General features: G+C 54.7%; 20 protein-coding genes and 1 tRNA gene. 10 read left to right on the top strand and 11 right to left on the bottom strand.

The window, feature by feature from the left end; genetic code table 11:
- On the bottom strand, window positions 1-1,357 hold a 1,357-nt coding region (locus Abor_RS00525), incomplete at its 3' end, for a cytochrome ubiquinol oxidase subunit I (protein ID WP_048839869.1).
- A 262-nt stretch (window positions 1,358-1,619) separates the two neighbouring features.
- On the opposite strand from Abor_RS00525, the gene Abor_RS00520 reads away from it, so the two are divergent.
- A complete protein-coding gene (locus Abor_RS00520; RefSeq protein WP_048839894.1) occupies window positions 1,620-2,648 on the top strand; it encodes a Dyp-type peroxidase in 1,029 nt (342 codons plus the stop codon).
- A 13-nt stretch (window positions 2,649-2,661) separates the two neighbouring features.
- Window positions 2,662-3,456: a family 1 encapsulin nanocompartment shell protein gene (locus Abor_RS00515; protein WP_048839867.1), complete on the top strand. Its 795-nt coding sequence runs from the start codon at window positions 2,662-2,664 to the stop codon at window positions 3,454-3,456.
- 876 nt (window positions 3,457-4,332) lie between these two features.
- Here Abor_RS00515 and Abor_RS00510 read toward each other — a convergent pair.
- From Abor_RS00510 to Abor_RS00495, 4 genes are all read right to left on the bottom strand, one after another.
- Window positions 4,333-4,423 (bottom strand) — tRNA-Ser (locus tag Abor_RS00510).
- 72 nt (window positions 4,424-4,495) lie between these two features.
- Window positions 4,496-5,143, bottom strand: coding sequence for a phosphoribosylanthranilate isomerase (locus tag Abor_RS00505; RefSeq protein ID WP_048839866.1), 648 nt, complete (start codon window positions 5,141-5,143; stop codon window positions 4,496-4,498).
- Window positions 5,144-5,146: 3 nt separating this feature from the next.
- Window positions 5,147-5,851: an orotidine-5'-phosphate decarboxylase gene (gene pyrF / locus Abor_RS00500; protein WP_048839865.1), complete on the bottom strand. Its 705-nt coding sequence runs from the start codon at window positions 5,849-5,851 to the stop codon at window positions 5,147-5,149.
- Between the two features lie 2 nt (window positions 5,852-5,853).
- Window positions 5,854-6,228 (bottom strand): lipopolysaccharide assembly protein LapA domain-containing protein, encoded by a 375-nt coding sequence (locus Abor_RS00495; RefSeq protein ID WP_048839864.1) that lies wholly within the window; start codon window positions 6,226-6,228, stop codon window positions 5,854-5,856.
- A 231-nt stretch (window positions 6,229-6,459) separates the two neighbouring features.
- Between Abor_RS00495 and Abor_RS00490 the strand changes: the two genes are divergently transcribed.
- The 5 genes from Abor_RS00490 to Abor_RS00470 all read left to right on the top strand — a co-directional run bounded on the left by Abor_RS00490 (window position 6,460) and on the right by Abor_RS00470 (window position 11,700).
- Window positions 6,460-6,963, top strand: a complete 504-nt coding sequence (locus Abor_RS00490; RefSeq protein WP_048839863.1) for a protein-export chaperone SecB — start codon at window positions 6,460-6,462, stop codon at window positions 6,961-6,963.
- A 124-nt stretch (window positions 6,964-7,087) separates the two neighbouring features.
- Entirely contained in the window at window positions 7,088-8,485 is a 1,398-nt protein-coding gene (locus Abor_RS00485) for a M20/M25/M40 family metallo-hydrolase (RefSeq protein WP_048839862.1), read from the top strand.
- 18 nt (window positions 8,486-8,503) lie between these two features.
- A complete protein-coding gene (gene pdxA, locus Abor_RS00480) occupies window positions 8,504-9,475 on the top strand; it encodes a 4-hydroxythreonine-4-phosphate dehydrogenase PdxA (protein WP_048839861.1) in 972 nt (323 codons plus the stop codon).
- Window positions 9,472-10,200, top strand: coding sequence for a pyridoxine 5'-phosphate synthase (locus Abor_RS00475; RefSeq protein ID WP_048839860.1), 729 nt, complete (start codon window positions 9,472-9,474; stop codon window positions 10,198-10,200). The genes pdxA and Abor_RS00475 overlap by 4 nt, the downstream gene beginning before the upstream one ends.
- Window positions 10,201-10,545: 345 nt before the next feature.
- The gene (locus Abor_RS00470) at window positions 10,546-11,700 is read left to right on the top strand and encodes an MFS transporter (protein ID WP_048839859.1); all 1,155 of its coding nucleotides are present in this window, start codon (window positions 10,546-10,548) and stop codon (window positions 11,698-11,700) included.
- Window positions 11,701-11,774: 74 nt separating this feature from the next.
- On the opposite strand, the gene Abor_RS00465 is transcribed toward Abor_RS00470, so the two are convergent.
- From Abor_RS00465 to Abor_RS00445, 5 genes are all read right to left on the bottom strand, one after another.
- Window positions 11,775-12,983, bottom strand: a complete 1,209-nt coding sequence (locus Abor_RS00465; RefSeq protein ID WP_048839858.1) for an SMP-30/gluconolactonase/LRE family protein — start codon at window positions 12,981-12,983, stop codon at window positions 11,775-11,777.
- A 141-nt stretch (window positions 12,984-13,124) separates the two neighbouring features.
- Complete coding sequence (pyk, locus tag Abor_RS00460; RefSeq protein ID WP_048839857.1) at window positions 13,125-14,561, bottom strand: pyruvate kinase; 1,437 nt, start codon at window positions 14,559-14,561, stop codon at window positions 13,125-13,127.
- 59 nt (window positions 14,562-14,620) lie between these two features.
- A complete protein-coding gene (locus Abor_RS00455; protein ID WP_048839856.1) occupies window positions 14,621-15,667 on the bottom strand; it encodes an SH3 domain-containing protein in 1,047 nt (348 codons plus the stop codon).
- Window positions 15,668-15,755: 88 nt separating this feature from the next.
- A complete protein-coding gene (locus tag Abor_RS00450) occupies window positions 15,756-16,253 on the bottom strand; it encodes a DsrE family protein (RefSeq protein ID WP_048839855.1) in 498 nt (165 codons plus the stop codon).
- On the bottom strand, window positions 16,250-17,026 hold the full coding sequence (locus tag Abor_RS00445) for a HesA/MoeB/ThiF family protein (protein ID WP_048839893.1): 777 nt from the start codon (window positions 17,024-17,026) through the stop codon (window positions 16,250-16,252). The genes Abor_RS00450 and Abor_RS00445 overlap by 4 nt, the downstream gene beginning before the upstream one ends.
- A gap of 208 nt (window positions 17,027-17,234) precedes the next feature.
- Here Abor_RS00445 and Abor_RS00440 point away from each other — a divergent pair, with 208 nt between their 5' ends.
- Complete coding sequence (locus Abor_RS00440) at window positions 17,235-17,855, top strand: DUF2939 domain-containing protein (RefSeq protein WP_048839854.1); 621 nt, start codon at window positions 17,235-17,237, stop codon at window positions 17,853-17,855.
- Between the two features lie 152 nt (window positions 17,856-18,007).
- On the opposite strand, the gene Abor_RS00435 is transcribed toward Abor_RS00440, so the two are convergent.
- Complete coding sequence (locus tag Abor_RS00435; RefSeq protein WP_048839853.1) at window positions 18,008-18,241, bottom strand: DUF3126 family protein; 234 nt, start codon at window positions 18,239-18,241, stop codon at window positions 18,008-18,010.
- A 299-nt stretch (window positions 18,242-18,540) separates the two neighbouring features.
- Here Abor_RS00435 and Abor_RS00430 point away from each other — a divergent pair, with 299 nt between their 5' ends.
- Both Abor_RS00430 and Abor_RS00425 read left to right on the top strand, forming a co-directional pair.
- On the top strand, window positions 18,541-19,068 hold the full coding sequence (locus Abor_RS00430; RefSeq protein WP_048839852.1) for a hypothetical protein: 528 nt from the start codon (window positions 18,541-18,543) through the stop codon (window positions 19,066-19,068).
- Window positions 19,069-19,618: 550 nt separating this feature from the next.
- Window positions 19,619-21,406, top strand: coding sequence for an alginate export family protein (locus tag Abor_RS00425; RefSeq protein ID WP_084594287.1), 1,788 nt, complete (start codon window positions 19,619-19,621; stop codon window positions 21,404-21,406).
- Window positions 21,407-21,424 lie beyond the last annotated feature (18 nt).

Raw genomic sequence — 21,424 nt, 5'->3', positions numbered from 1 at the left:
GGGGGGGGGGCGCTTCACCCGTTTGGGGAGCATGGCCCAAAAGGCGCACTAAAATGCCTAAGCCAGAGCCAAAAACCAGCACATACACCACAACAAATGCGGTCATACTTACCGCAAGACTAGACAACACAACGGGCGAGACACTTTGTGATGTACGCAACAGACCATAAACCGTCCAAGGTTGCCGCCCAACCTCGGTCGTAACCCAGCCGCATAGCAAAGCTAAAAACCCGGCGGGGGCCATACACAGCGCAACGTACTGAAACACCTTGTTTGTAAAAAGTGTTTTACGCCGCCTTAGCCACAAAGACCAAAACCCGACCAGGGCCATAAGCATGCCCAAAGCCACCATAATACGGAAAGAAAAGAAAATAACCGGAGAGGGTGGCCGCTCATCACGCGGGAAATCTTTAAGGCCGGGCACCTTTCCATTGAGGCTATGCGTAAGAATAAGAGAGCCAGCCCACGGTAGTTTAATGGCATAATCTGTATGCTCTGTTTGCATATTGGGAATACCAAAGAGCAATTCTGGCGCACGGCTTTCAGACTCCCAGTCTCCTTCCATCGCCGCTATTTTTGCAGGCTGGTATTTTAAGGTGTTTAAACCGTGGGCATCACCCGCTAAAATTTGGATAGGGGCCAAAAGGGCGGCCATCCACATAGCCATAGAAAACATAACACGCACAGGCTCGCTCGCAGCTACCCCTTGCTTGCGCGCTTTAAGTAAATGCCACGCCCCTGTAGCCCCCACAATACAAGCAACAGACAAAAAGGCCGCCAACCCCATATGCACCAAACGGAAGGGAAAAGACGGGTTAAAAATAATTGCCAACCAGTCTGCCGGTAAAAAGCGGCCTGTTACTGGGTCTATTGTGTAGCCCTGCGGGGTTTGCATCCATGAATTTGAGGAGAGAATCCATGTCATGGAAATAAGGGTGCCGATAGAGACGCAGCAGGTCGCGGCAAAGTGTAACCCGCGCCCAACCTTGTTCATACCAAACAGCATAATGCCCAGAAAACCAGCTTCGAGAAAGAAGGCGGTCATAACCTCGTACGACAATAAAACCCCAGTAATAGGGCCAGCCTTTTGTGAGAAAACAGACCAGTTTGTGCCAAACTCGTATGACATAACCAGCCCGGACACGACCCCCATACCAAACACGATGGAGAAAATTTTGATCCAGTAGCGGTAGAGATCCAGAAACACGGTGCGGCTCGTCTTAAGCCATAACCCTTCCAGCACAGCCAGATACGCTGCCAACCCGATAGAAAAAGCCGGAAAAATAATATGAACGCCAACCGTAAAGGCAAACTGAAACCGCGCCAACAAAAGCGCTAGGTCATGAGAGGGGGGCATGTGTGTTTTCCAAACATGTAAAGGTGGTATGCCCCATTACACGGGCCACACCACGGGCTTAACGTGCACACTACAAAAGGCAAACGCGCTGCGTCCAAGATCTTCTCCTGATATAATGATAAGTCTTGTTTATTATGCAGCTTTGTTTACCCAAACTTCATTTATATGCGTATCTTGGCATCTTGCCGCCGCTTACCATTGGCCTATGCTAGGCACAGAGTAACGCAGGGCGGCTGCGTGTTGCATGAGGAGTTACAAACTGTTGGCCACACCTCAACCCATTACAACAAAGCTGACACAGGCAGCGATGTTTCTTGTTGTAACATTTACTGAGCAAGCGACAGAACCAGCCGCCATAACGCAGGTTAAAGAGTTACTGGCTGACCTCTCCTCTCTTGTGCGGGGTGTTGGCTTTAGGGTGCCTGATGGACGGTTAAGCTGTATTACTGGCATTGGTTCCCACGCGTGGGATCACCTTTTTGGCACCCCGCGCCCACGGGAGTTACACCCGTTTCAAGAAATTAACGGCGTGCACCATGCGCCCTCTACACCGGGTGACCTACTTTTTCATATTCGTGCCACCCGTATGGATCTGTGCTTTGAGCTGGCGACAGCAGTTATGAACAGGCTGGAAGGTGTTGCCTGCGTTAAAGACGAAGTACACGGCTTTAAATATTTTGATGAACGCGACCTGCTTGGCTTTGTAGACGGCACAGAAAACCCAACTGGCCAAGCCGCGTGTGACGCCGCCCTTATTGGGGCAGAAGACCCCGAGTTTGCAGGCGGTAGCTACGTTATTATTCAAAAATACCTCCATGACCTCAAAAAATGGGATGCCATTCCCACCGAGGTTCAGGAACATATTATTGGCCGCCGTAAACTTTCTGATATTGAATTAGCCGAAGACGCTAAGCCAAGCTACGCTCACAACGTGCTTACCAATATTGAAGAAAACGGCCAACAGCTTCAAATTGTGCGCGATAACATGCCTTTTGGCACCGTGGGCAAAGGCGAATTTGGCACCTATTTTATTGGCTATGCGTGCTCACCCACCCGCGTAGAACGTATGCTGCAAAATATGTTTATTGGTAAACCTGCCGGAAATTACGACAGGCTTCTTGATGTTAGCACAGCCGTAACAGGCACGCTTTTCTTTATTCCTACCAATGACTTTTTAGATGGTGCAGCAGACACACCCGCCGGAGCACCCGTAGCCGCCCCGGTACCGCAACCAACGCCTCCTGCTGCCCCACTACACACCGGCTCTCTTGGTATTGGCTCTCTCAAATAAAGGATACCTGATCATGAACAATCTGCACAAACACCTTGCCCCAATTTCTGCCGCCGCATGGGCCGAGATTGAAGACGAAGCCGCCCGCACCATACGCCGCAACCTGGCTGGCCGCCGGGTGGTAGATACCGCAGAACCAAAAGGCACGGCTTTTTCTGGCGTTGGCACAGGCCGCGCCAAACCCATTGTCACTTTGGGCGATGGTGTAGCAAGCGTCCTGCGCGAAGTGCTGCCTTTGGTTGAACTCCGTGTGCCTTTTACCCTGTCCCGCGCAGAAATTGATGCAGTGGAACGCGGCTCGCTCGATTCAGACTGGCAGCCTGTTAAAGATGCCGCACAAAAAATTGCCTTTGCAGAAGACCGTGCCATTTTTGAAGGATACGCCGCCGCTGGCATTACAGGTATCCGGCAGGGCACATCAAACACGCACCTAAAACTGCCCGCTTCTGCCAAAGACTACCCGAGCGTTATTGCTAAAGCCCTTAACGAATTACGCCTTGCTGGCGTTAACGGCCCTTACTCTGTGGTGCTGGGTGCCAAGGCTTTTCAAGCTGTTAGCGGCGGCGATGACGAAGGCTACCCCACGCTTAAACACCTAGAACGCCTGATTGATGGAAAAATTATTTGGGCTCCGGCTCTTGAAGGTGCTTTTGTTGTCTCAACCCGTGGTGGTGATCTCTCTTTGGAAATTGGCCAAGATTTCTCAATCGGTTACCTAAGCCACACAGCAGAAACAGTTGAACTCTACTTACAAGAAAGCTTCACCTTCCGCGTACTAACCAGTGAAGCAACTGTGGCGATCGATTAAGTTCCTTACTCAATATTAAAGTGTTTGAAACCTAACATGTGGGTGGCTTTCTATAGAAAATCACCCGCATTTTTCAAACAAGTCTCACCAGCTTAAATTTAAAATCATTATATTTGACGAATATAAAAACAAAAATACCACCGCAGCCCATAGCTCTTTAACCAAAAATTATTTGAATATAGCTCTTTGGTCTTCCATGCAGATTTGGATAAGACCTTATGTCATGTAGAAGAGTGTAATGGTAGTTACGCTTTCTTTGCGTTATAATGCTAATATGTAAAGTATGCTTATATAGGCAATAAATACTCCACTCGATGAATAAACAGAGCATTCGATGAAAAATCGCTTTGCCTTCCTATAATTTCTGATGCCTGGACTGTCAGATTGTGCGGCTAATGCCACAATGATCACCCTGTTTCGTGGGCACCTGACACAGACACGCGGGGCTATCCTAAATTTTGTATTTGGTCATTTGCCATGAAAGAGGTAGCCGCATGATGGCTCAAGATAAAAAATGCATCATCCCCAACACTGTTGTAAGCTAGGTTCTGGCTGAAGGTGCAATCTGTAAGTGGAGCGCCCCATAGTGGTGTTCCGCCAAAATGGTATTTCATGCGCCCTCATCGCGGCCCGCCGGCCTGCACAAACATGAACAGTCACTTGTCTATAAGTGCTTGTATGGCTCTTACTCAGTATATGGCAGCGTCACTGAACATCGGTTAGCGTCGATACCCCTCACCCGTGAAATTCCATATCTGCCCTCACAATGCTTGGGCTTACAGAAACAGTACAGAGCGTCATAAGGCCTATAAGCAGCAGAAGGCCACCGCTGTTCACGTGGCATAAGCAATAAAAACTGTCATGGGATATATTGAATGGCGGAGAGACAGGGATTCGAACCCTGGGTACGCTATTAACGTACACACGCTTTCCAAGCGTGCGCCTTAAGCCACTCGGCCATCTCTCCGGCGCGGGGTTGGTAATACCAACATTAGCGAAACAGGCAAGAGAAAATTTTCCCCCACCTTGCTTTTTGTGGCTAACCCGCAGCCCCACGGGCTTGGGTTATGAAGGTGGCTATAGCCTGCGGGCTTTTAATGCCCGGCGCACTTTCAACTCCAGAAGAAACATCAACCGCCGGTGCACCCGTTTGCGCAATGGCGTGCGCTACATTAGCCGGGTTAAGGCCACCGGCGAGCATCCATGCAAAGTTTGGCTGCCAGCCAGACAGTAGGCCCCAGTCTAATTTTTGGGCATTACCACCGGGCCGCGTTGCTTGTGCGGGGGGTTTTGGTTCTATTAAAATACGCTCTACCGTGCAGGTAGTAGGGAGTTCGGCGCGGCTAGAAACGGGTTGGGACAACCATAAGGGAAGCCCAAAACGCGCTTTAATAGCCTGCGCCCGCTCAGCCGTGGCATAAAGCTGCAACACATCAAGCGAGACACCATTGAGTACGCGCTCAAGGGTTTCATCATCTGGGCGCACAAACAGCCCTACCCGTTTGGGGCCGCCTTTATGCCGCGCAGACAGTTGCTGCGCTTGCACGGGGCTTATGTTTCTGGGTGAGCGCTCAAAAAACACAAAACCAACCCAGTCTGCTCCGTGCTCTATACAGGCATCAAAGCCAGCCGCTTCGGTCAGGCCGCAAATTTTAACCCCCCGGTGGGCTGGCTCTGTGGTGGGCATGAGCTACGCTGCCAGTTCGGCCGCAATAGCGGCTGCGGCTTGGGCGGGGTCTGCTGCTTGGGTAATGGGGCGGCCAACCACAATCCAGTCTGCCCCGGCATCGCGCGCTTGGGTGGGGGTCATAATCCGTTTTTGGTCGCCTGCGGCACTGCCTGCGGGCCGAATACCCGGTGTTACCAGCAAGGGCTTATCCCCCAACGTGTCACGCAATGGAGCAAGCTCGTGGGCTGAGCACACCAAACCATCTATCCCGGCATCAATGGCCAGTTTACCCAAGCGCAGCACTTGGGCGCGTGCACCATCGGTTATGCCGGTTTCGGCTAGGGCTTGGTCATCAAGGCTTGTTAGCACGGTTACGGCCAGCAAGGCTGGGCGGGCATGGGCCGGAAAGGCCTCATCACACGCTTTGCGGGCTGCTTCCAGCATGGCGCGACCACCAGAGGCATGCAGGGTTAGCATTTTAGGGCGCAGGTAAGACAGCGCGCGAATGGCTGAGCTAACCGTGTTGGGAATATCATGCAGTTTAAGGTCTAAAAACAGCGGGGCGCTGCCTGCAACATCTGCCACAGCCTGAAAGCCTGCGGCATAAGCAAATTCCAACCCTAATTTAATGGCCCCGGCAGAGGGGGCTACAGCCTGCGCCCATGCGGTAGCCTGTGCGGGGTCTTGGGTATCGAGTGCGGCAATAAGCCCGGTTTTACGTACCATATTTAAGCAAGGTCTTCTGATGGAGGCTGAACGGCAGAGCCTGCTGGCTCTGTATGGGTAACAGCCGGTGTAGCAGAATATGGCACAGAATGTGAGCCCACAGGGGTGCTTGCTGTTGCCTTTACCTGCTCAAGCTGTGTTTCTAGCTCACGCACACGTTGTTCTGCCTTGCGGGCGCGGCGGCGCTGCCCAAACTCTGCCACCCAAAAGCAAAAGGCACCAGCCAGAAAGGCCACGGCTGCAACGCTGAGTGCCAGCACACCTATGGAGCTTTTCCAGCTATAGGTGAACATCCACATATCCTGCGGGTCTTGGTTGCTGGCGCTGAAAATTACAAGCGCCAGCAGAAAGGGTACAACCACGATTAATCTTATCATGTCTTTTCTCGTAACCTCAGGTTGGTAGAAGGGCAAGGAAACAATACTGAAAATAGTTTCTCAAAAATAAACAAGATAATAACAAATACTTCTTGTTTATTTATAGTATACAATCATCATCACTTCTCGTAAAACTACACTATATCTGTTAATCGTAGGGCATCTTTAAGTCATTCATAATTTTCATAACGTAGTTTGGGGCCACCAAGCCCACGGAGTCTTTACCCTACCATGACAGGACAAACACAGCATACAGCGGACTCCGTTGGTGGTAGCCCGCACCTGCCCTCTGCACCGCACATGGCGTTGGGTATTCACTATACTAAAAGCATGACCTTTCAGGTCTTCAATGCGCCAGCCATTTTTACCACGTTTGAAGACCGCCCTAACGTTGCCTTGGTGGTTGATGTACGCGCCAACCAACTAGCCGCCAACCAACCCGCATTTGAAGTTGAACTGGCCATACGCTGCCAAGGCCAGAATACACCTACCATAGCAGAGGAAAAAGCAACGGTGCTTTTTGAAGCCTCTTTGGTGCAAGCTGGTATTTTTACACTGCAAAGCGCCACACAGGAAACACTTGAACCACTTTTGCTGATAGAAGCGCCCCGCCTGCTTTTTCCCGCTGCGCGTAACGTGCTGACCACCATGAGCCGCGAAGCCGGGTTTTTGCCTATTATTGTGCAACAAATAGACTTTGCCGCACTCTGGCGCAGCCGCAAGGCCCAAGGCTAAAGTGTGCTCGTAAGCAGCAGCTCTCCAAGCCTATTGTCCGTGCCTTTTGCAAAGCCGCCTATGCGTATAAGAATGGTTAAACAAAGCGTTTACACCACCTTGAGCAGAGCAGAGGCAAAGGGGCATGAGCTTACACACCGCATTATCCGCCGTTGATACTGGGCTAGACGCCAGCCTGAAGCGGCTTTTTGACCTTTTGCGCATACCCAGCATTTCTACCCAAGCTGCCCACGCCCCAGACTGCCGCGCCGCTGCCAACTGGCTGGTAGACACCCTGCACGACATGGGCTTTACAGCCAGCACGCGCGAAACACCGGGCCACCCTATGGTTGTAGCCCACGCCAAAGGGCCACACGGTAGCCCCCATGTGCTATTTTATGGCCATTATGATGTGCAGCCCGTAGACCCGCTCACCCTATGGCACTCTGCCCCGTTTGAGCCCGTGCTGGTTGACGGCCCAACAGGCGAGAAAGAAATAACGGCCCGCGGTGCCGCCGATGATAAAGGGCAGGTCATGACCTTTATTGAAGCCTGCCGCGCCCTAAAGCAGGCTGATGGCACGCTGCCATTGAGTGTAACCCTCCTGATAGAAGGCGAAGAAGAGTCTGGTGGTATTAACCTGCTGCCCTTTTTAGAGGCCAACACAGAAGAACTAAAAGCCGATGTAGCTCTCATTTGTGATACCGGCATGCTGGGCCGGGGCCTGCCCGCCATTACCACCATGCTGCGCGGCATGGTGGGCGAAGAAGTAATCATTACCGCAGCAAACCGAGACCTGCACTCTGGCATGTATGGCAATGCCGCCCGCAACCCCATTCAGGTTTTGTGCGATATTGTGGCAGACCTGCGCGATGGGGCAACAGGCCGCGTAACCCTACCCGGCTTTTATGACGGCGTACCAGATATTGACCCGCAAACCCGTGCCCTATGGGGCAAAATTGGCCCAAGTGATGCACAAAGCCTTGGCCCCGTTGGCCTAAGCCTTGCCGCGGGTGAGCAAGGCTACACAGCCCTAGAGCAAACATGGTGCCGCCCCAGTTGCGAAATAAACGGCATAAGCGGCGGGTACGAAGAAAACGGCTTTAAAACCGTGCTCCCTGCTAAAGCTATGGCCAAGGTGTCTTTCCGGCTAGTGGGCACACAAGACCCAGAGGCTATTCGGGCCGCTTTTCGGGCCCATGTGCAAGCCCGCTTACCCGCAGACTGCACAGCAGACTTTGTTGCCCACGGTGGCTCACGCGCCAGCCTTGTACCCACAACCATGCCGTTTTTACCCCCTGCCCTTAAAGCGCTCGAGGCAGAATGGCAGCAGCCCGCAGCCGTTATTGGCTGTGGGGGGTCTATTCCGGTGGTTACAGAAATTCAGCAGGCTTTGGGTATGGACTCTCTGCTTATTGGCTTTGGCCTAGATGACGACCGCGTACACTCTCCCAACGAAAAATACGACCTAAGCTGCTTTCATAAAGGTACGCGCTCTTGGGTGCGTGTGCTCTATGCCCTTGCTGGCAAAAACCCAGACTGAGCCATAAGGAGCACCTCCATGCTGGTTTTAACCCAAGGCGACCCCGCCGGTATTGGCCCAGAAATTACCCAAAAAGCGTGGCTTGCCACCCGCCATAGTGGCCCAGCTTTTGTGTTTTTAGGCGCGCCGGAGCTAGTGCAAAACGCACTCCCCATACAAATTGTGCAAACCCCTGCCCAAGCGGCAGAGGTTTTTGCCCACGCCTTACCCGTTATACCCTTAAACTTGGCCACACCTGCCATACCGGGCACGCCAGACAGCCATAATGCCCCAAGCGTTATAGAGAGCATTGCCCAAGCCGTTGGGCTGGTACAAAGCGGGCAAGCCAGTGCCGTTGTGACCAACCCTATTAGCAAAGAAGTTGTGCAAAAAACTGGCTTTGCCCACCCCGGCCATACCTCTTACTTGGCAGAGCTCTGCGGTGTACCGGGCCAAGATGTTATGATGTTGGCTGGCCCGTCGTTACGGGTGGTGCCTGTGACCGTACATGTGGCCTTACGCAAAGCCATAACCCAACTTAAGCCCGCACTTATTTACAAAACCGCCCGCACGGTACACCGCGCCCTACAACGTGACTTTGCCTTAGCCGCCCCTCGCATTGCGGTAGCAGGGCTAAACCCCCACGCGGGCGAAAACGGCCTGATGGGCACCGAAGAGCACGATATTATTATACCCGCCCTTAAAACCCTACAGGCCGAAGGGCTACACATAACCGGCCCCTACCCGCCAGATACCCTCTTTACCCCCCAAGCCCGCGCCCGGTACGATGTTGCCTTGTGCATGTACCACGACCAAGGGCTTATACCCCTTAAAACGCTGGATATGGCCGAGGGTGTAAACGTAACCTTGGGCCTGCCCATTATTCGGACATCGCCTGACCACGGCACGGCTTTTGATATTGCCGGGCGTAACGTGGCAGAGCCAACAAGCCTGCTGGCCGCCCTGCGCCTTGCTGCCACTTTGGTTGAAAACAGAAAGAACGCCCAATGAGCGCTGCCCGCCCCCCCCTCCGGCTTGGTGTGAACGTAGACCACGTAGCCACCGTGCGTAACGCACGCGGCGGCCTGCACCCCAGCCCCATAGAAGCAGCCTTGCTGGCCCAAAATGCAGGGGCCAACGGCATTACGGCCCACCTGCGCGAAGACCGCCGCCACATTCGTGATGCAGACCTTACCCAGCTACGCGCCCAGCTACACATACCCTTAAATATGGAAATGGCCGCAACTGAAGAAATGGTGCGCATTGCCAGCGCCCTGCTGCCCCACGCCTGCTGTATTGTGCCCGAACGGCGCGAGGAATTAACAACCGAGGGCGGGCTTGATGTTGCTGGCCACCTTGCCGCCCTTACCCCCCACGTGCAGGCACTCAGCGCCAAAAATATTCGGGTTTCGCTTTTTATAGACCCAGAACCCGCCCAAATAGAGGCCGCCGCCCAAACTGGCGCACAGGTGGTAGAACTGCATACCGGTGCCTACGCTGAAAACCGGGCCGGAGAGCTAGAACGCCTGCAAAAAGCCGCCACACTGGCCCACGCAAAAGGGTTAGAGGTGCATGCAGGCCACGGCTTAACGTTTGAAAACGTGGGCGCCATTGCCGCCATACCAGAAGTGCGGGAACTAAATATTGGCCATTTTCTTATTGGTCAGGCCATTTTTGATGGCCTACCCGCCACCATTGCCGAAATGCGACGCCGCATGAACTTGGCGCGGGGGTAAAAGACTGTTTTTAAACATGCCCTAAGCAGGGGTGGCCGGTTTTGCTTAGGGAGTTTTTCAAAAGTTTAGCGTTGGGGCTGGCGAGAGAGTAGAGCAACGACAAGGCCGCTTTACAGGCGTACGGCTTTGTCTTGGCAAAAAGGGAGTGCGTGCAGGCTCAAAACGGTGCACATGCTTTAACCCTGTTTATACCGCCCCAAAATGGCTTAATGCTTTAAAAACAATAAATTGTTTAACATGAAACATTTGCCATTAGAGTAGGCCGCTACACCGCACGTTTACGCGTATTGTGCCTTTTTGATGAGGGTACTTTGCCTGCTATAGCTTGCGGGTTACACACACTTTATGCCGCAGCCCCATATGCCCTCCGCCACGCGCCCTTTGCTCCCGCTTGCCAGCCTTATGACGGTCGCTTTGAGCTTTGGCTTAACCTACGGGCTGAGCGCGCCACTTTTTACCCTAGCCCTAACCGATAAAGGCTATGGCCCCCAATTTATTGCCGCAAATGCCATTATGCACGCCATTGGCGTGCTGGGGCTGGCACCCTTCTTGCCGCGTATTGCGGCCCGCTTTGGCCCACGCATGCCTATGTTGCTTGCCTTGGCAACACTCGCTTGCGTACTGGTAGCCCTGCCACTGGCCCCTTCTGTCTGGCTGTGGTTTCCGTTGCGCTTAGCGTTAGGGGCAGCAACAGAGGTACTGCTTATTCTTTCAGAAAGCTGGCTTAACCAAATTACAACCGACCAAACCCGCACCCGCACTATGGGGCTTTATAGTGCGGTACTTTCAGCCGGGTTTGCACTAGGCCCACTTATTTTAGCCGGTGTAGGCCGCCATGGTTTTACGCCCTTTGGCATAAGTGCCGCCATTATTGTGGCCGCACTCGTGTGCGTTGCCATGCCATGGATGCACGCTCCCACATTAGAGCATGCCCAGCATAGCGGCCTGTGGCGCTACGTTAAGCTGGCCCCCATTGCCATTAGCGTTACCCTGCTTATGGCCATGCTTGAGGCGGCGGGGTCTTCTTTTTTAACGCTTTATGCCATGCGTAACGGCTGGGCCGAGCAAAACGCCACTCTTTTACTCAGCGCCATGCTTATTGGGGCCATAACGCTACAATTTCCGCTTGGGTGGTTAGGTGACCGCTTTAACCGCCGCCACCTTATGATTTGCCTTGGCGCGCTCTCCTGCCTTGGCGCCTTGCTCTGGCCTTGGGCCATTACCCATGGTGTGTGGGCTTATGCCACCCTGTTTGTATGGGACGGCCTGTTTGCCGCACTTTACATGCTGGCCATGTCTGTTGTGGGCAGCCGTTACCACGGCGGAGACCTTGTTTCTATTTACGCAGCAAGCTCTGTTGCCTGGGGGCTAGGGGCGTTTATTGGGCCAGAGTTAGCCGGTACAGCATTAGACCTTGGGCCACATGGCCTACCTTATTTTGTCTCTCTCGCCTGTGGGCTGTTTACCCTGCTGCCGCTTATTTTAAAGAAAAGCGCATAAAGGCGGTTTTTCAAAAAACCGTTTTGCTCGGCAGTCTGTTATGGCGCAGTTCAGGGTGTTTTTGTAACGCCCCGTTAAGCGGGGCCAGCACCTTGGGTGTTAACCTGCAAGCGGTACAGGCTCTCGCCCGCGCACATAAACAGCCAGTTACGCTTGGGGCCGCCAAAGGTCAGGTTAGACACACCGTGCGGTAGCCGAATACGGCCAATAAGGTGCCCCTCTGGGTTAAACACAAACACACCACACAACCCCAATGGCCCGCTTGCGCCGCACCAGAGGTTGCCAAACACATCTACCTTCATACCATCTGCGCCCATTTGCACACCTTGGTAACGCATGTTGGTAAAAAGCCGTGGGTTAGCCAATGTATGGTCTGGCTGCACATCAAACATATGAATGGCCAAATCGCCATCGTGACCATTACCGCCTGCTTGCCGCCCAGATGACACGACATAAAGGTTTTTATGGTCTGGCGAAAAGCACAACCCATTGGGGTTAGGCAGTTGGGCTTGGGTTAAAACGGCATCTACCCTGCCAGAAGGGTCTACCCTAAACGTATGGTCTGCCTGCCGTTTGGTGCCACCCACAACACCAACCAGCTCAGCCCCCACACGCCAACGAATGCGCCCATCGGGGTTGGCTTCACCGCCCGGCTCATCGGCGTGGCCTTCGGTAAAGCCGGTGCCGTAGCTGGGGTCTGTAAACCATACGCTGCCATCGGGGTGGGCAACGACATCATTGGGGGAGTTTAAAGGCCGGCCTTCGTAATGGTCTGCCACAACATGCACAGACCCATCATGCTCCCACCTTATAACCCGGCGCAGAAAGTGCTCGCACGAAATCTGTCGGCCCTGATAGTCAAAGGTATTGCCGTTAGAATGGTACGATTCAGGCCTAAAAACAGTAACCTCGCCCGTTTCCCAAATATAGCGATACTGGCGGCTGGTTACGGTGTCACTCATCAACACATACCGCCCCTCAGACGACCAAGCCGGGCCTTCTAGCCATGTGCCCTGGTCCCACACGCGGTGCAGGGTGGCGGCACCAAACAGCAGGTCTTTAAATGAGCGGTCAATAACCAGCACATCTGGGTCTGGGGTGTAAGACGGCGGCGCGCTTGGCCCCCATTGCCGGGGTGGGGTGGTGGTGACATCTGGCGGGCGCACGGTTTCAGCCATTTCGGCAGCAGGCGGGGCCGCTGCCCCTACCGCCAAACCAGCAGACAAACACCCCAGCCCCTGCAACATGCTCCGCCTACGCAGTGGGGTTAGGGGTGGGGTCATGGCTTTGTGCTCTCCTGCGCCGCTACGGGGCTTTAACTCTGGCGGTAAACGTTTGGGGCCATTGTGGGTGGCCGCGTGTCATGTGGGTAGAGCGCTAGGCCGCGCACGGCCGCCTAGTACCCTTGGTTAAGGCTTGGGGTATCAGGGTATTTTGGCAACACGTAACAGGTTGGTAGACCCTGCCACCCCAAAGGGTAGGCCCGCTGCAATAACAATTGTATTGCCCGTACTGCCAACCCGGGCCTTGGCCACTACGGCCTGTGCGGTTTCTACCATAGCCTCAACACTGGTTACGGGGTTGCTGCTTTCTTGCACAAAAGCCTGCACCCCCCATACCAGCGCCATGCGCCGGGCGGCTTGTTGGGTGGGTGTTACCCCAAGCACGGGGCAAAGCGGGCGCTCACGCGCAATACGAAATGCCGTAGCGCCACGGTGGGTATAGGCCACAATGGCGGCAGCTTTTATGGTATCTGCCACCTGTTGGGCAGCACTGGCTATGGCATCTGCCACGTAATCTTCTGGCGCAAGGCGGGCTACCGCCATGCTAGACTGCCACTCTGGGTCTTGCTCAATACGCCAGATAATACGGTTCATAATCTGCACGGCTTCACGCGGGTATTGCCCCGCAGCAGATTCAGCCGAGAGCATAACAGCATCGGCCCCATCAAACACAGCCGTTGCCACGTCAGATGCCTCTGCCCGTGTAGGCGTGGGTGATGAGATCATGCTTTCAAGCATTTGGGTGGCAACCACCACTGGTTTACCCAGCTTACGCGCCAAACGGATAATACGCTTTTGCGCCAGCGGTACGTTTTCTGGCGGTAGTTCAACCCCTAGGTCGCCACGGGCTACCATAACGGCATCTGTCAGGGCCAAAATAGCCTCTAGGTTTTCCATCGCCTGCGGTTTTTCAAGCTTAACAAGCAGGTTGGCGCGCTCACCTATTAACGTACGGGCTTCGCTTACATCTTCTGGGCGCTGCACAAAAGATAGGGCCACGTAGTCTACCCCTAGGCCAAGGGCAAACTCTAGGTCTTTGCGGTCTTTTTCTGTCAGGGCGGGAATGGGCAGCGTTACGTCTGGTACGTTTACCCCTTTGTTGTTTGAGAGCACGCCCCCAATTTCAACACGGGTTTCCAAACGGTCAGGAAAAACTTTTTCAACCACCACGGCCAGTTTGCCGTCATCCATCAATAAGCGGCTGCCCGCTTTGGCTACGGCAATAATTTCTGGGTGGGGAAGTTGTACGCGGGTTTCATCACCCAACTGGTCAGACAGGTCTAGGCTAAAGAGAGCCCCCGCCACCAAGGTTACGCGGCCTTGGGCAAATTTACCCACACGCAGCTTAGGGCCCTGCATGTCGGCCAGAATGCCAATAGCGCCCCCTAACTCAGCCTCTACCCGCCGTACTACGGCATGGCGCGCCGCATGGTCTTGGTGTGTACCGTGGGAGAAATTGAACCGAAACACATCTGCCCCGGCCAAAGCCAGGTCTCGTATTGTTTCATAATCAGACGAGGCCGGGCCAAGGGTTGCGACAATTTTTGTCCGGCATTGCAGCGCATGTTGTGCTGGCATGGTGTCTCCTGTTCCTTCTGGCCACGGCTGGCAGCTTTGGGGCCGTATTCTGGCTATGCTCAGGACGGGGCAATACCCTCTTGGGCATCTACCCCCCAAATGGCACGGCGCGAAACCCAACCGCTATACTGTTTAACGGCTACCCTGCACCAATCAGACCCGGCTGCACACTCCTTAACCGAGCCAACCGTACCGGCTTTAAGCACCGCAACCACTGGGGCATCTGCGCTGGCGCTGCTGCGCATAACAATGCTGCCCGGTATGTCTTTTGCTTCTGCTGCGGTGGTTATGGTGCCCAATACGCGGCTGTCCATATGGCCGGGGGTTGGTATTTTTGCGCCGTTTTTGTCGGTTTTGTCTGCTATCGGGCTTTCATCACCGGGGGGCTCACCGGGTACTAAAAAGTCTCGGCCACCGGCAACTGTGGCCTGCTGTACCCAGCCTTTTTGGCCCGTTGAATCTTCTATCAAACGCCAGACATCAAATTCACGTTCAATACGCACGGGCATGCCACGGCGGTGGTACACCCACAAAATAGGAAAGCGCCTGCCCGGCCCGGCCCGCAGGTTCACTTCATCTGCCCGGAGTGACGCATAACGGGGCAAAGGCTGGCCGGTTACGGCCCCTTTTGGGGTATCATCTGTTGGGGTGCCGGGGGCTGTGGCGCCTTGGGCCTGCTGGGCTGCGGCTGTAGCGGCATCTGGCGTGGCCGCGGTAGCAGCACCAGCCGCGGCTACACCCGCAGCAGTAGCGCCTGCACCGGCTGCCACTGCCGCAGCATGGTGTTTGTCTGTGCCATGGTGCGCACCATGCTTGGCTTTAGCTGCCTGCACTTTGGCATCATGGTGGGCTGCATGGGCGTGTTTTGCCGCACTCTCTTTATGGGCTTCTGCATTTTTGCCCGTTTTTTTGGCGGCTGCTTTAGTAGCCGTTGTTTTGGCCTCAGCCTTTTTAGCCTCTGCCCCATGGGCAGAAAGAGTATGCGCGTGGTGTTTATGCGCTTCTGGCTTTTTATCTGCCGCCTGTGCGGCAGATAAAGCAACGCAGCACCCAGCAAGGCAGGACAACAAACGAAAGCGGTTTGAGAGCGGAAGTGTGAACATCATGGCTGCATCCCTGCCAAGAGAGAAACGTGGCGGCAAGAGGCTAACACAACCCGAGTGGCCAAACCGCACCCCGCACTAAGCACAGACCTTAGAAAACTGCCAGCCGGGCTGTGCCCGCCCTGTCCATAAAAGTAGGCAGGCCCACACAGGCTACCCCTTCTACCAAGGCTTCGTCTGGTAACTTCATGGCTTTCAGGCCGGAGTCGCATACCAAAAGGCTGGCTTCTTCAAACTCTAGCAAGGCTGTACGCAGGTCTTGTATGCCAGCCACCCCTGCTTCTTGCCGCCCAGCGTCGCGCTCGGCTTGTTCTAGGCCGTCCCAATTTTGGCAAAAGGCGGCAACGCCTGCCCCCATACCAAACAGCACCACATGCTGGCCTAGTGCGCAGGCCGTTACCGCCAGCATAAGCGCCGCATGAATACGCTCATACCGGGCCTCAACCACCATAATGGCAAGGTCGCACACGCCGCCCTCTCGCTGGGACAGGTCTACCGACAAACCAGAAAGACCAAGCGCCGCCCCCGTTGGGTGGTGCGGGGCAGGGGCTGGCGTAGGCGGGGTACGAGACCCTGATGAAAGGCTCATGCGGGCGCACCCTGTTTGGCCTGGCACACCGGGCACGCGGGGTCGGGGCGCAGGGCAATGGTCGTAAAACGGCTAGACAGAGCATCCCACATCATCAACCGTCCGGCCAGTGATGTGCCTAGGCCTAGCACTTCTTTTAACACTTCTGTCGCTTGTAGGGTGCCCATAACACCCGTTACCGCGCCAAAAATACCGGCATCGCTACAGCTTAGGCCGTCGGCCTCACCGTCTGCCTCGGGGTAGAGGCAATGGTAACACGGCCCACTTTGCCACGGTTTAAAGGTAGAAAGCTGCCCCCCAAACCGCTGAGCAGCAGCTGAAACCAGAGTTTTACGGGCCCGCACACACGCGGCATTAACAAGGTAGCGGGTCGAGAAATTGTCGCACCCATCGCACACAAGATCGTAGCGGCTTACAAGGCTCTCTATTGTCTGGGCGTTTAAACGCAGGGGCCATGCCTCAACCGTAATAGCAGGGTTAAGCGCTAAAAGCCGCGCTTTGGCCGAGTCGACCTTGCGCGCCCCTACTGTTGACGTTTCATGCACAATTTGGCGTTGCAGGTTAGACAACTCAACCACATCGTCATCAACTATACCAATACGGCCTATACCGGCTGCGGCCAGATAGAGCGCTACGGGCGAGCCTAACCCCCCTGCCCCTACCACCAGCACAGATGCCGCACGCAAAGCCGCCTGCCCTGTACCGCCCACTTCTGGCAACAGAATATGCCGAGAATAGCGCTGAATTTCCTCTTCCGTGAACTCAAGCGTCATGCTCTGCCCCTGCCCGTTTTTGTATCTTACCTCTTGGCCCAGCATGGCTGTGCCAAACATGGGGCTTGTGTAAGCATTTGGGGGCGTGCTGTCACACCCCAAGGGCTTTGCTCAAAATTATTATGAAGAATTTGTTATGAAACTATGCATAGGGGCCATGCGTCTGCTATACATCGATTGTCAATTTAGCATATGAGGAATGCGCTCCATGAAAGCCTTAACCACAGTCGGACGTATTGCCCGACCCGCAGGTCTGCCGCCGCGCCAGACAGCGCGGAAGCTGTGTGTTGGGGCCTGTGCTACCGCATTTGGGCTGTATCTTGCCTCTCCGTTTGTAACGCTTTGGGGCGTTGGGGCCTCGTTGCAAACGCACGACATGGCCTCTCTTGGTGCTGCTATTAACTGGGGTTCTCTCGATTCCTCACTTAAGCAGCAGGCTTTGTCTGGCATGAACCTGCTCCAGCCTGCCTCTGACGAACTGCCAGAATTTGGTACGTCTTTTGCCAGCACCGCTGTCTCTAACGCGGTCGATGTGCACGTAACACAAGCCAACCTTGGCACATTGGTAGATGAAGCCATGCCCGCTGTGGCCCCTAAAAGCCGGGCGGCCTCTGCCCCCAGCTTTTCCAGCCTCATCACGCATGCTTCGTTCCGTTTTGCACGCCTTGACCAGTTTGAGGCCGAACTACCCCTACCGGGGCACGAGGGCGAAACACCGCTGAAAATTGAAATGCATATTCAAGGCTGGCGCTGGAAAATTACCAACGTGCAGTTTCCAACCCAGCGCCAACCTACCCTTACGGCATCAGTTGCCCCGTCTAACGCTTAAGGCGTAATTTTATACGCAATCTGGCCCTACTAAGGGGCCAACAAAAAGGCTGCACGGCATAATGCCGATGCAGCCTTTTTTGTATCTCGCACTATGCGCTTTGCCCCTATACAGGGCCAATTAAGCGCCCGTATGGGTTCAAAAGCCTGCCCTTATTTTTCTGGGGGCAGGTCTTCTTCCAACAGCACCATATTGATGGCGTAAGACACTTCGCCTTCATCATCATCACGGTGAATGGTGCCAATAACTTCGCCGTTTACTGCCAGTTCAACAGACATACCAGCGCGGGGTGGCTTGTTAACTGTAAGGTTGGGTGAGCCCAGCAGGCGGCGCAAAGACACCTGCAAACGGGCAATTTCAGAAGGGGATGGTGTGCTGCCGCTCATGGTAACTCGTAATCCTTACCGTAAAGAAAGGGGTCTATGATGTGTAAAAGCCAGAGCACGGCATGCAGGGATTAAGCTGTGGCGCGTGATCTGTTTTTTCAACCGAATGCGCCCGCTATAGGACACGCTGGCCACTCGCCGCAACCTTTCCGTTTCTTTGCCTTCACCGCGCCACTTTCTGCAAGCTATTCTCAGCGCAAACGATGTGGTTGGTCGGTTTTGGCAAAAACCACGGCACACACAGGTAAGACAGCGCGCCCATATCGCCGCGTTAAGCAAAAGAGGGGGAGAGTTAAATTATGCATTTTGCACGCACATCTACCCTTTTGGGGCTTATTGGGTGCGCCGTTGGTGCGGCTTTTTTGTCTTTAAACACCAGCCCGCTGCAACCTGTGCCGTATGGCAACACCGAATCTAGCGCGCAGCACCTTGTGCAAATGGTTGCGGTTGACGGCCCCAGACAGGCCGCTGAAACCCTAAACCACGACCATAAATGGAACGAGGTCAGGCTTGCCATAACCGCAGGCCAGCCTGAAACCGCACGCTTGCTGCCCGCACTTATGCCTTTAGCAGGCCCGGCCACCACACGCTCTTTGCAGCAAGCTATGCGGCACACTCTCATAACCCACCCAACCGCCATGCTGGCCGCCACCACCGAAGACACAACAACGCCCTTAAGCACAACGACCATTTGCAGCCCAAACGGCATGAGCGCCCTTTGGCGCAGCCATGCCCAATTGGCCGTTAGCAGCGTACATGACAGCCAACTGGCTGTACGCGCCAAGCGCTGCCTAGATACTTTGGACAGCAAAGCCTCTGGCAGCTAAAAACCGCTCACCACAGCGTACAGAACCATACGCAAAGCAGCACGTGCCGCTTTGTGCAGGCCCATGCTTATACACTGGCAGGGTTCTTTAAATTATTCTTTAAAGTCTTCTTGTTATCGTTAAGAAGCGCAGCACACGGGCCTTTTTGTGCTTTGCCGCAGTTTTCTGCGGCTCAGGCTTTCTACCCCTTGCGCATAGCACCGTTGTTCCACACGCAAATGCGATATGACACTGACTCAGAACAGATATACCAAGAACACAAGTCAGAAAAACAAAATAGCATAGCCGGAGACCGCTCCTAACTATGCAACCCAATAGGGGGACTGTCTTTCATGTTTCTTCTTTCCCTCCACACCTCATGCACCCGCTTTCGCGCTCTTATTGCGCGGCCAGTCAAGGGTGCAGCCCGCACCGCACCGCTAAGGCGCAAGACCCTTAGCGGCCTTGTTGTGCGAGCCTAACCGGCACCCGCCCCCCTTGCCAGCAGGCAGCACACCAGTGCCTGCCACGCGAGCCCCCCAGACTGTAAGAATTGCTGAAGCGTAGCGCCATGACCCATGCTTGTTTCTTTCCACCCCGCCGTGCCACTTCTCTGCCCCTGCGGCCTATTGCACCGCTTATGGCTGGCTCTGTTGGTATGTTGCTGTGCTTTGGGGTACTGCCTGCCCAAGCAGCAGAAACTGCGCCCAATGCTGCGCAGGCCCAATACCCGCACACGCCGACAACCCACCCAGCCAGCAGCAAAATGGTTTTGCCAGACCCCCACGGCCCCACACCAGTTGCCACAACCCACCAGCACCCCGGCTTTTGGGATAACGTTTTGCTCCCCCCTCTCACCAGCCGCCCAGAAGCATACGGGCAGCCACAATCTCTGGAGCTTGCCCCCCAGCCCTCTGCGTTGCTGCACCAAGGGCCTTGGGGTGTGTTTAACGCCAATACCGGCGCTGCGGCAGGGTTTGGTACAGTGGGTTATTATGCCGTTTCCCGCTGGGCAGAAGACTGGTCTAACCTACGCGACCCCAAAAACCGCATAGATGCCCTAGACCCGCTTAAATATATTCCATTCAACCAAAGTGGTTCTATTTACCTGTCTTTAAGCGGCAACTTCCGCCACCATGGCTTTTATGACCAAAAAGCCGGGTTTGGCACATTGCGTACAAGCCCATCTTACCGCTCCAACCTACGTTGGAACGCAGGAGCAGACCTGCATTTGGGCGAGCATGTGCGGTTGTATGGAGAACTGCTTAGCGCACAGGCTGGCGGTATTAACTATTACGGCTACGCCGGGGGCCGCTGGCGCAGCAAGCTAGATGCTCAACAAGCCTTTATCGAAGTACGTGGCCATATGCTGGGTGCTACAATGGGGGCCATGGTTGGCCGCATGAGCTTTCTTGATGCCCCACCCTACATTACCGCAGGCTCGGTTTACCCAGCCGTACCGTATTCCTGGAACGGTGTGCGCGGCTATGCGTTCTGGAAGCGCTTTCGTGTAGACCTGTTTGACCTAACCTTAACCAATAACGCCCCTACTACGGCGTTTCATGACCAAGTGGGCTACCGCACACGCTGGTACGGGGCCTACACCTCTTACGCTGTGCCCAACTTTAAGTTCTTAAACCGCAACAGCCAGGTTTTTGTAGACACCTTCTTTATGGGCTACCTGCTAGCCAGTAACCCCATTGCCTCTACCACTGGCACCATTGCGGGCTCTACCCGGCGCGACACCCCCGGCATGCGTGTGTGGGGCAACGCTGGCCCTATCGAGTTCTCATTGGGGGGCATGTGGCAAGGCGGCGAGTTTCGGGCGGCTAAATACGGCCCTACACGCCCTGTCTCTGCCTACTCTTTCAATGCCCAAATTTCTTGGCGCTTTGCCCATTGGTGGGGGCGGCCTGCCATTGGCATTCAAGCCGATGATATTTCAGGCGGAGACACCCGCAAAAGCCAAACCAGCACATGGGGCAGCTTTCTTAGCCCGTTTGTGCCCAGCGCTTACTACCTTGACCTAAGTACCTATATTGGCAACGCCAACTTGGTTGATGTTGGGCCAATTGCCACCATTGCCACAAGCCGCAACACTACGCTTTTGCTCAAAGTACCGGTTGTATGGCGTAACTCCGTGCATGATGCCATTTACTCCAACCCAACTGCGGCTTACGCCTTCAGGCCCAGCGGTGGGTATACGGCCACCATGCCACAGGCCAGCTTTACCTGGCGTGCCACCCGCCACGTTACGTTCAGCTTAGATGGTGAGTATGTTTTTGCCTCCAAAGCCCTTATCAAAACGGGGGCCTCTTCTGGGGCATACGTACAAAGCAACCTAGAACTCACGTTCTAAAGCCACCGTATTTGCTGC

The organism is Acetobacter orientalis, from assembly GCF_000963965.1.
Lineage (GTDB): Bacteria > Pseudomonadota > Alphaproteobacteria > Acetobacterales > Acetobacteraceae > Acetobacter > Acetobacter orientalis.
This window is presented reverse-complemented; position numbering and strand designations above follow the sequence as displayed.

What these genes read in the sequence shown, in the direction of transcription:
- Abor_RS00495 (WP_048839864.1), bottom strand. Translation starts at nt 6,228, where the DNA reads ATGATAAGATTAATCGTGGTTGTACCCTTTCTGCTGGCGCTTGTAATT.
- Abor_RS00485 (WP_048839862.1), top strand. Translation starts at nt 7,088, where the DNA reads ATGAGCTTACACACCGCATTATCCGCCGTTGATACTGGGCTAGACGCC.
- Abor_RS00435 (WP_048839853.1), bottom strand. Translation starts at nt 18,241, where the DNA reads ATGAGCGGCAGCACACCATCCCCTTCTGAAATTGCCCGTTTGCAGGTG.
- Abor_RS00470 (WP_048839859.1), top strand. Translation starts at nt 10,546, where the DNA reads ATGCCGCAGCCCCATATGCCCTCCGCCACGCGCCCTTTGCTCCCGCTT.
- pyk (WP_048839857.1), bottom strand. Translation starts at nt 14,561, where the DNA reads ATGCCAGCACAACATGCGCTGCAATGCCGGACAAAAATTGTCGCAACC.
- Abor_RS00425 (WP_084594287.1), top strand. Translation starts at nt 19,619, where the DNA reads ATGACCCATGCTTGTTTCTTTCCACCCCGCCGTGCCACTTCTCTGCCC.
- Abor_RS00515 (WP_048839867.1), top strand. Translation starts at nt 2,662, where the DNA reads ATGAACAATCTGCACAAACACCTTGCCCCAATTTCTGCCGCCGCATGG.
- Abor_RS00505 (WP_048839866.1), bottom strand. Translation starts at nt 5,143, where the DNA reads ATGCCCACCACAGAGCCAGCCCACCGGGGGGTTAAAATTTGCGGCCTG.
- Abor_RS00450 (WP_048839855.1), bottom strand. Translation starts at nt 16,253, where the DNA reads ATGAGCCTTTCATCAGGGTCTCGTACCCCGCCTACGCCAGCCCCTGCC.
- pyrF (WP_048839865.1), bottom strand. Translation starts at nt 5,851, where the DNA reads ATGGTACGTAAAACCGGGCTTATTGCCGCACTCGATACCCAAGACCCC.
- pdxA (WP_048839861.1), top strand. Translation starts at nt 8,504, where the DNA reads ATGCTGGTTTTAACCCAAGGCGACCCCGCCGGTATTGGCCCAGAAATT.
- Abor_RS00455 (WP_048839856.1), bottom strand. Translation starts at nt 15,667, where the DNA reads ATGATGTTCACACTTCCGCTCTCAAACCGCTTTCGTTTGTTGTCCTGC.
- Abor_RS00440 (WP_048839854.1), top strand. Translation starts at nt 17,235, where the DNA reads ATGAAAGCCTTAACCACAGTCGGACGTATTGCCCGACCCGCAGGTCTG.
- Abor_RS00430 (WP_048839852.1), top strand. Translation starts at nt 18,541, where the DNA reads ATGCATTTTGCACGCACATCTACCCTTTTGGGGCTTATTGGGTGCGCC.
- Abor_RS00445 (WP_048839893.1), bottom strand. Translation starts at nt 17,026, where the DNA reads ATGACGCTTGAGTTCACGGAAGAGGAAATTCAGCGCTATTCTCGGCAT.
- Abor_RS00490 (WP_048839863.1), top strand. Translation starts at nt 6,460, where the DNA reads ATGACAGGACAAACACAGCATACAGCGGACTCCGTTGGTGGTAGCCCG.
- Abor_RS00465 (WP_048839858.1), bottom strand. Translation starts at nt 12,983, where the DNA reads ATGACCCCACCCCTAACCCCACTGCGTAGGCGGAGCATGTTGCAGGGG.
- Abor_RS00475 (WP_048839860.1), top strand. Translation starts at nt 9,472, where the DNA reads ATGAGCGCTGCCCGCCCCCCCCTCCGGCTTGGTGTGAACGTAGACCAC.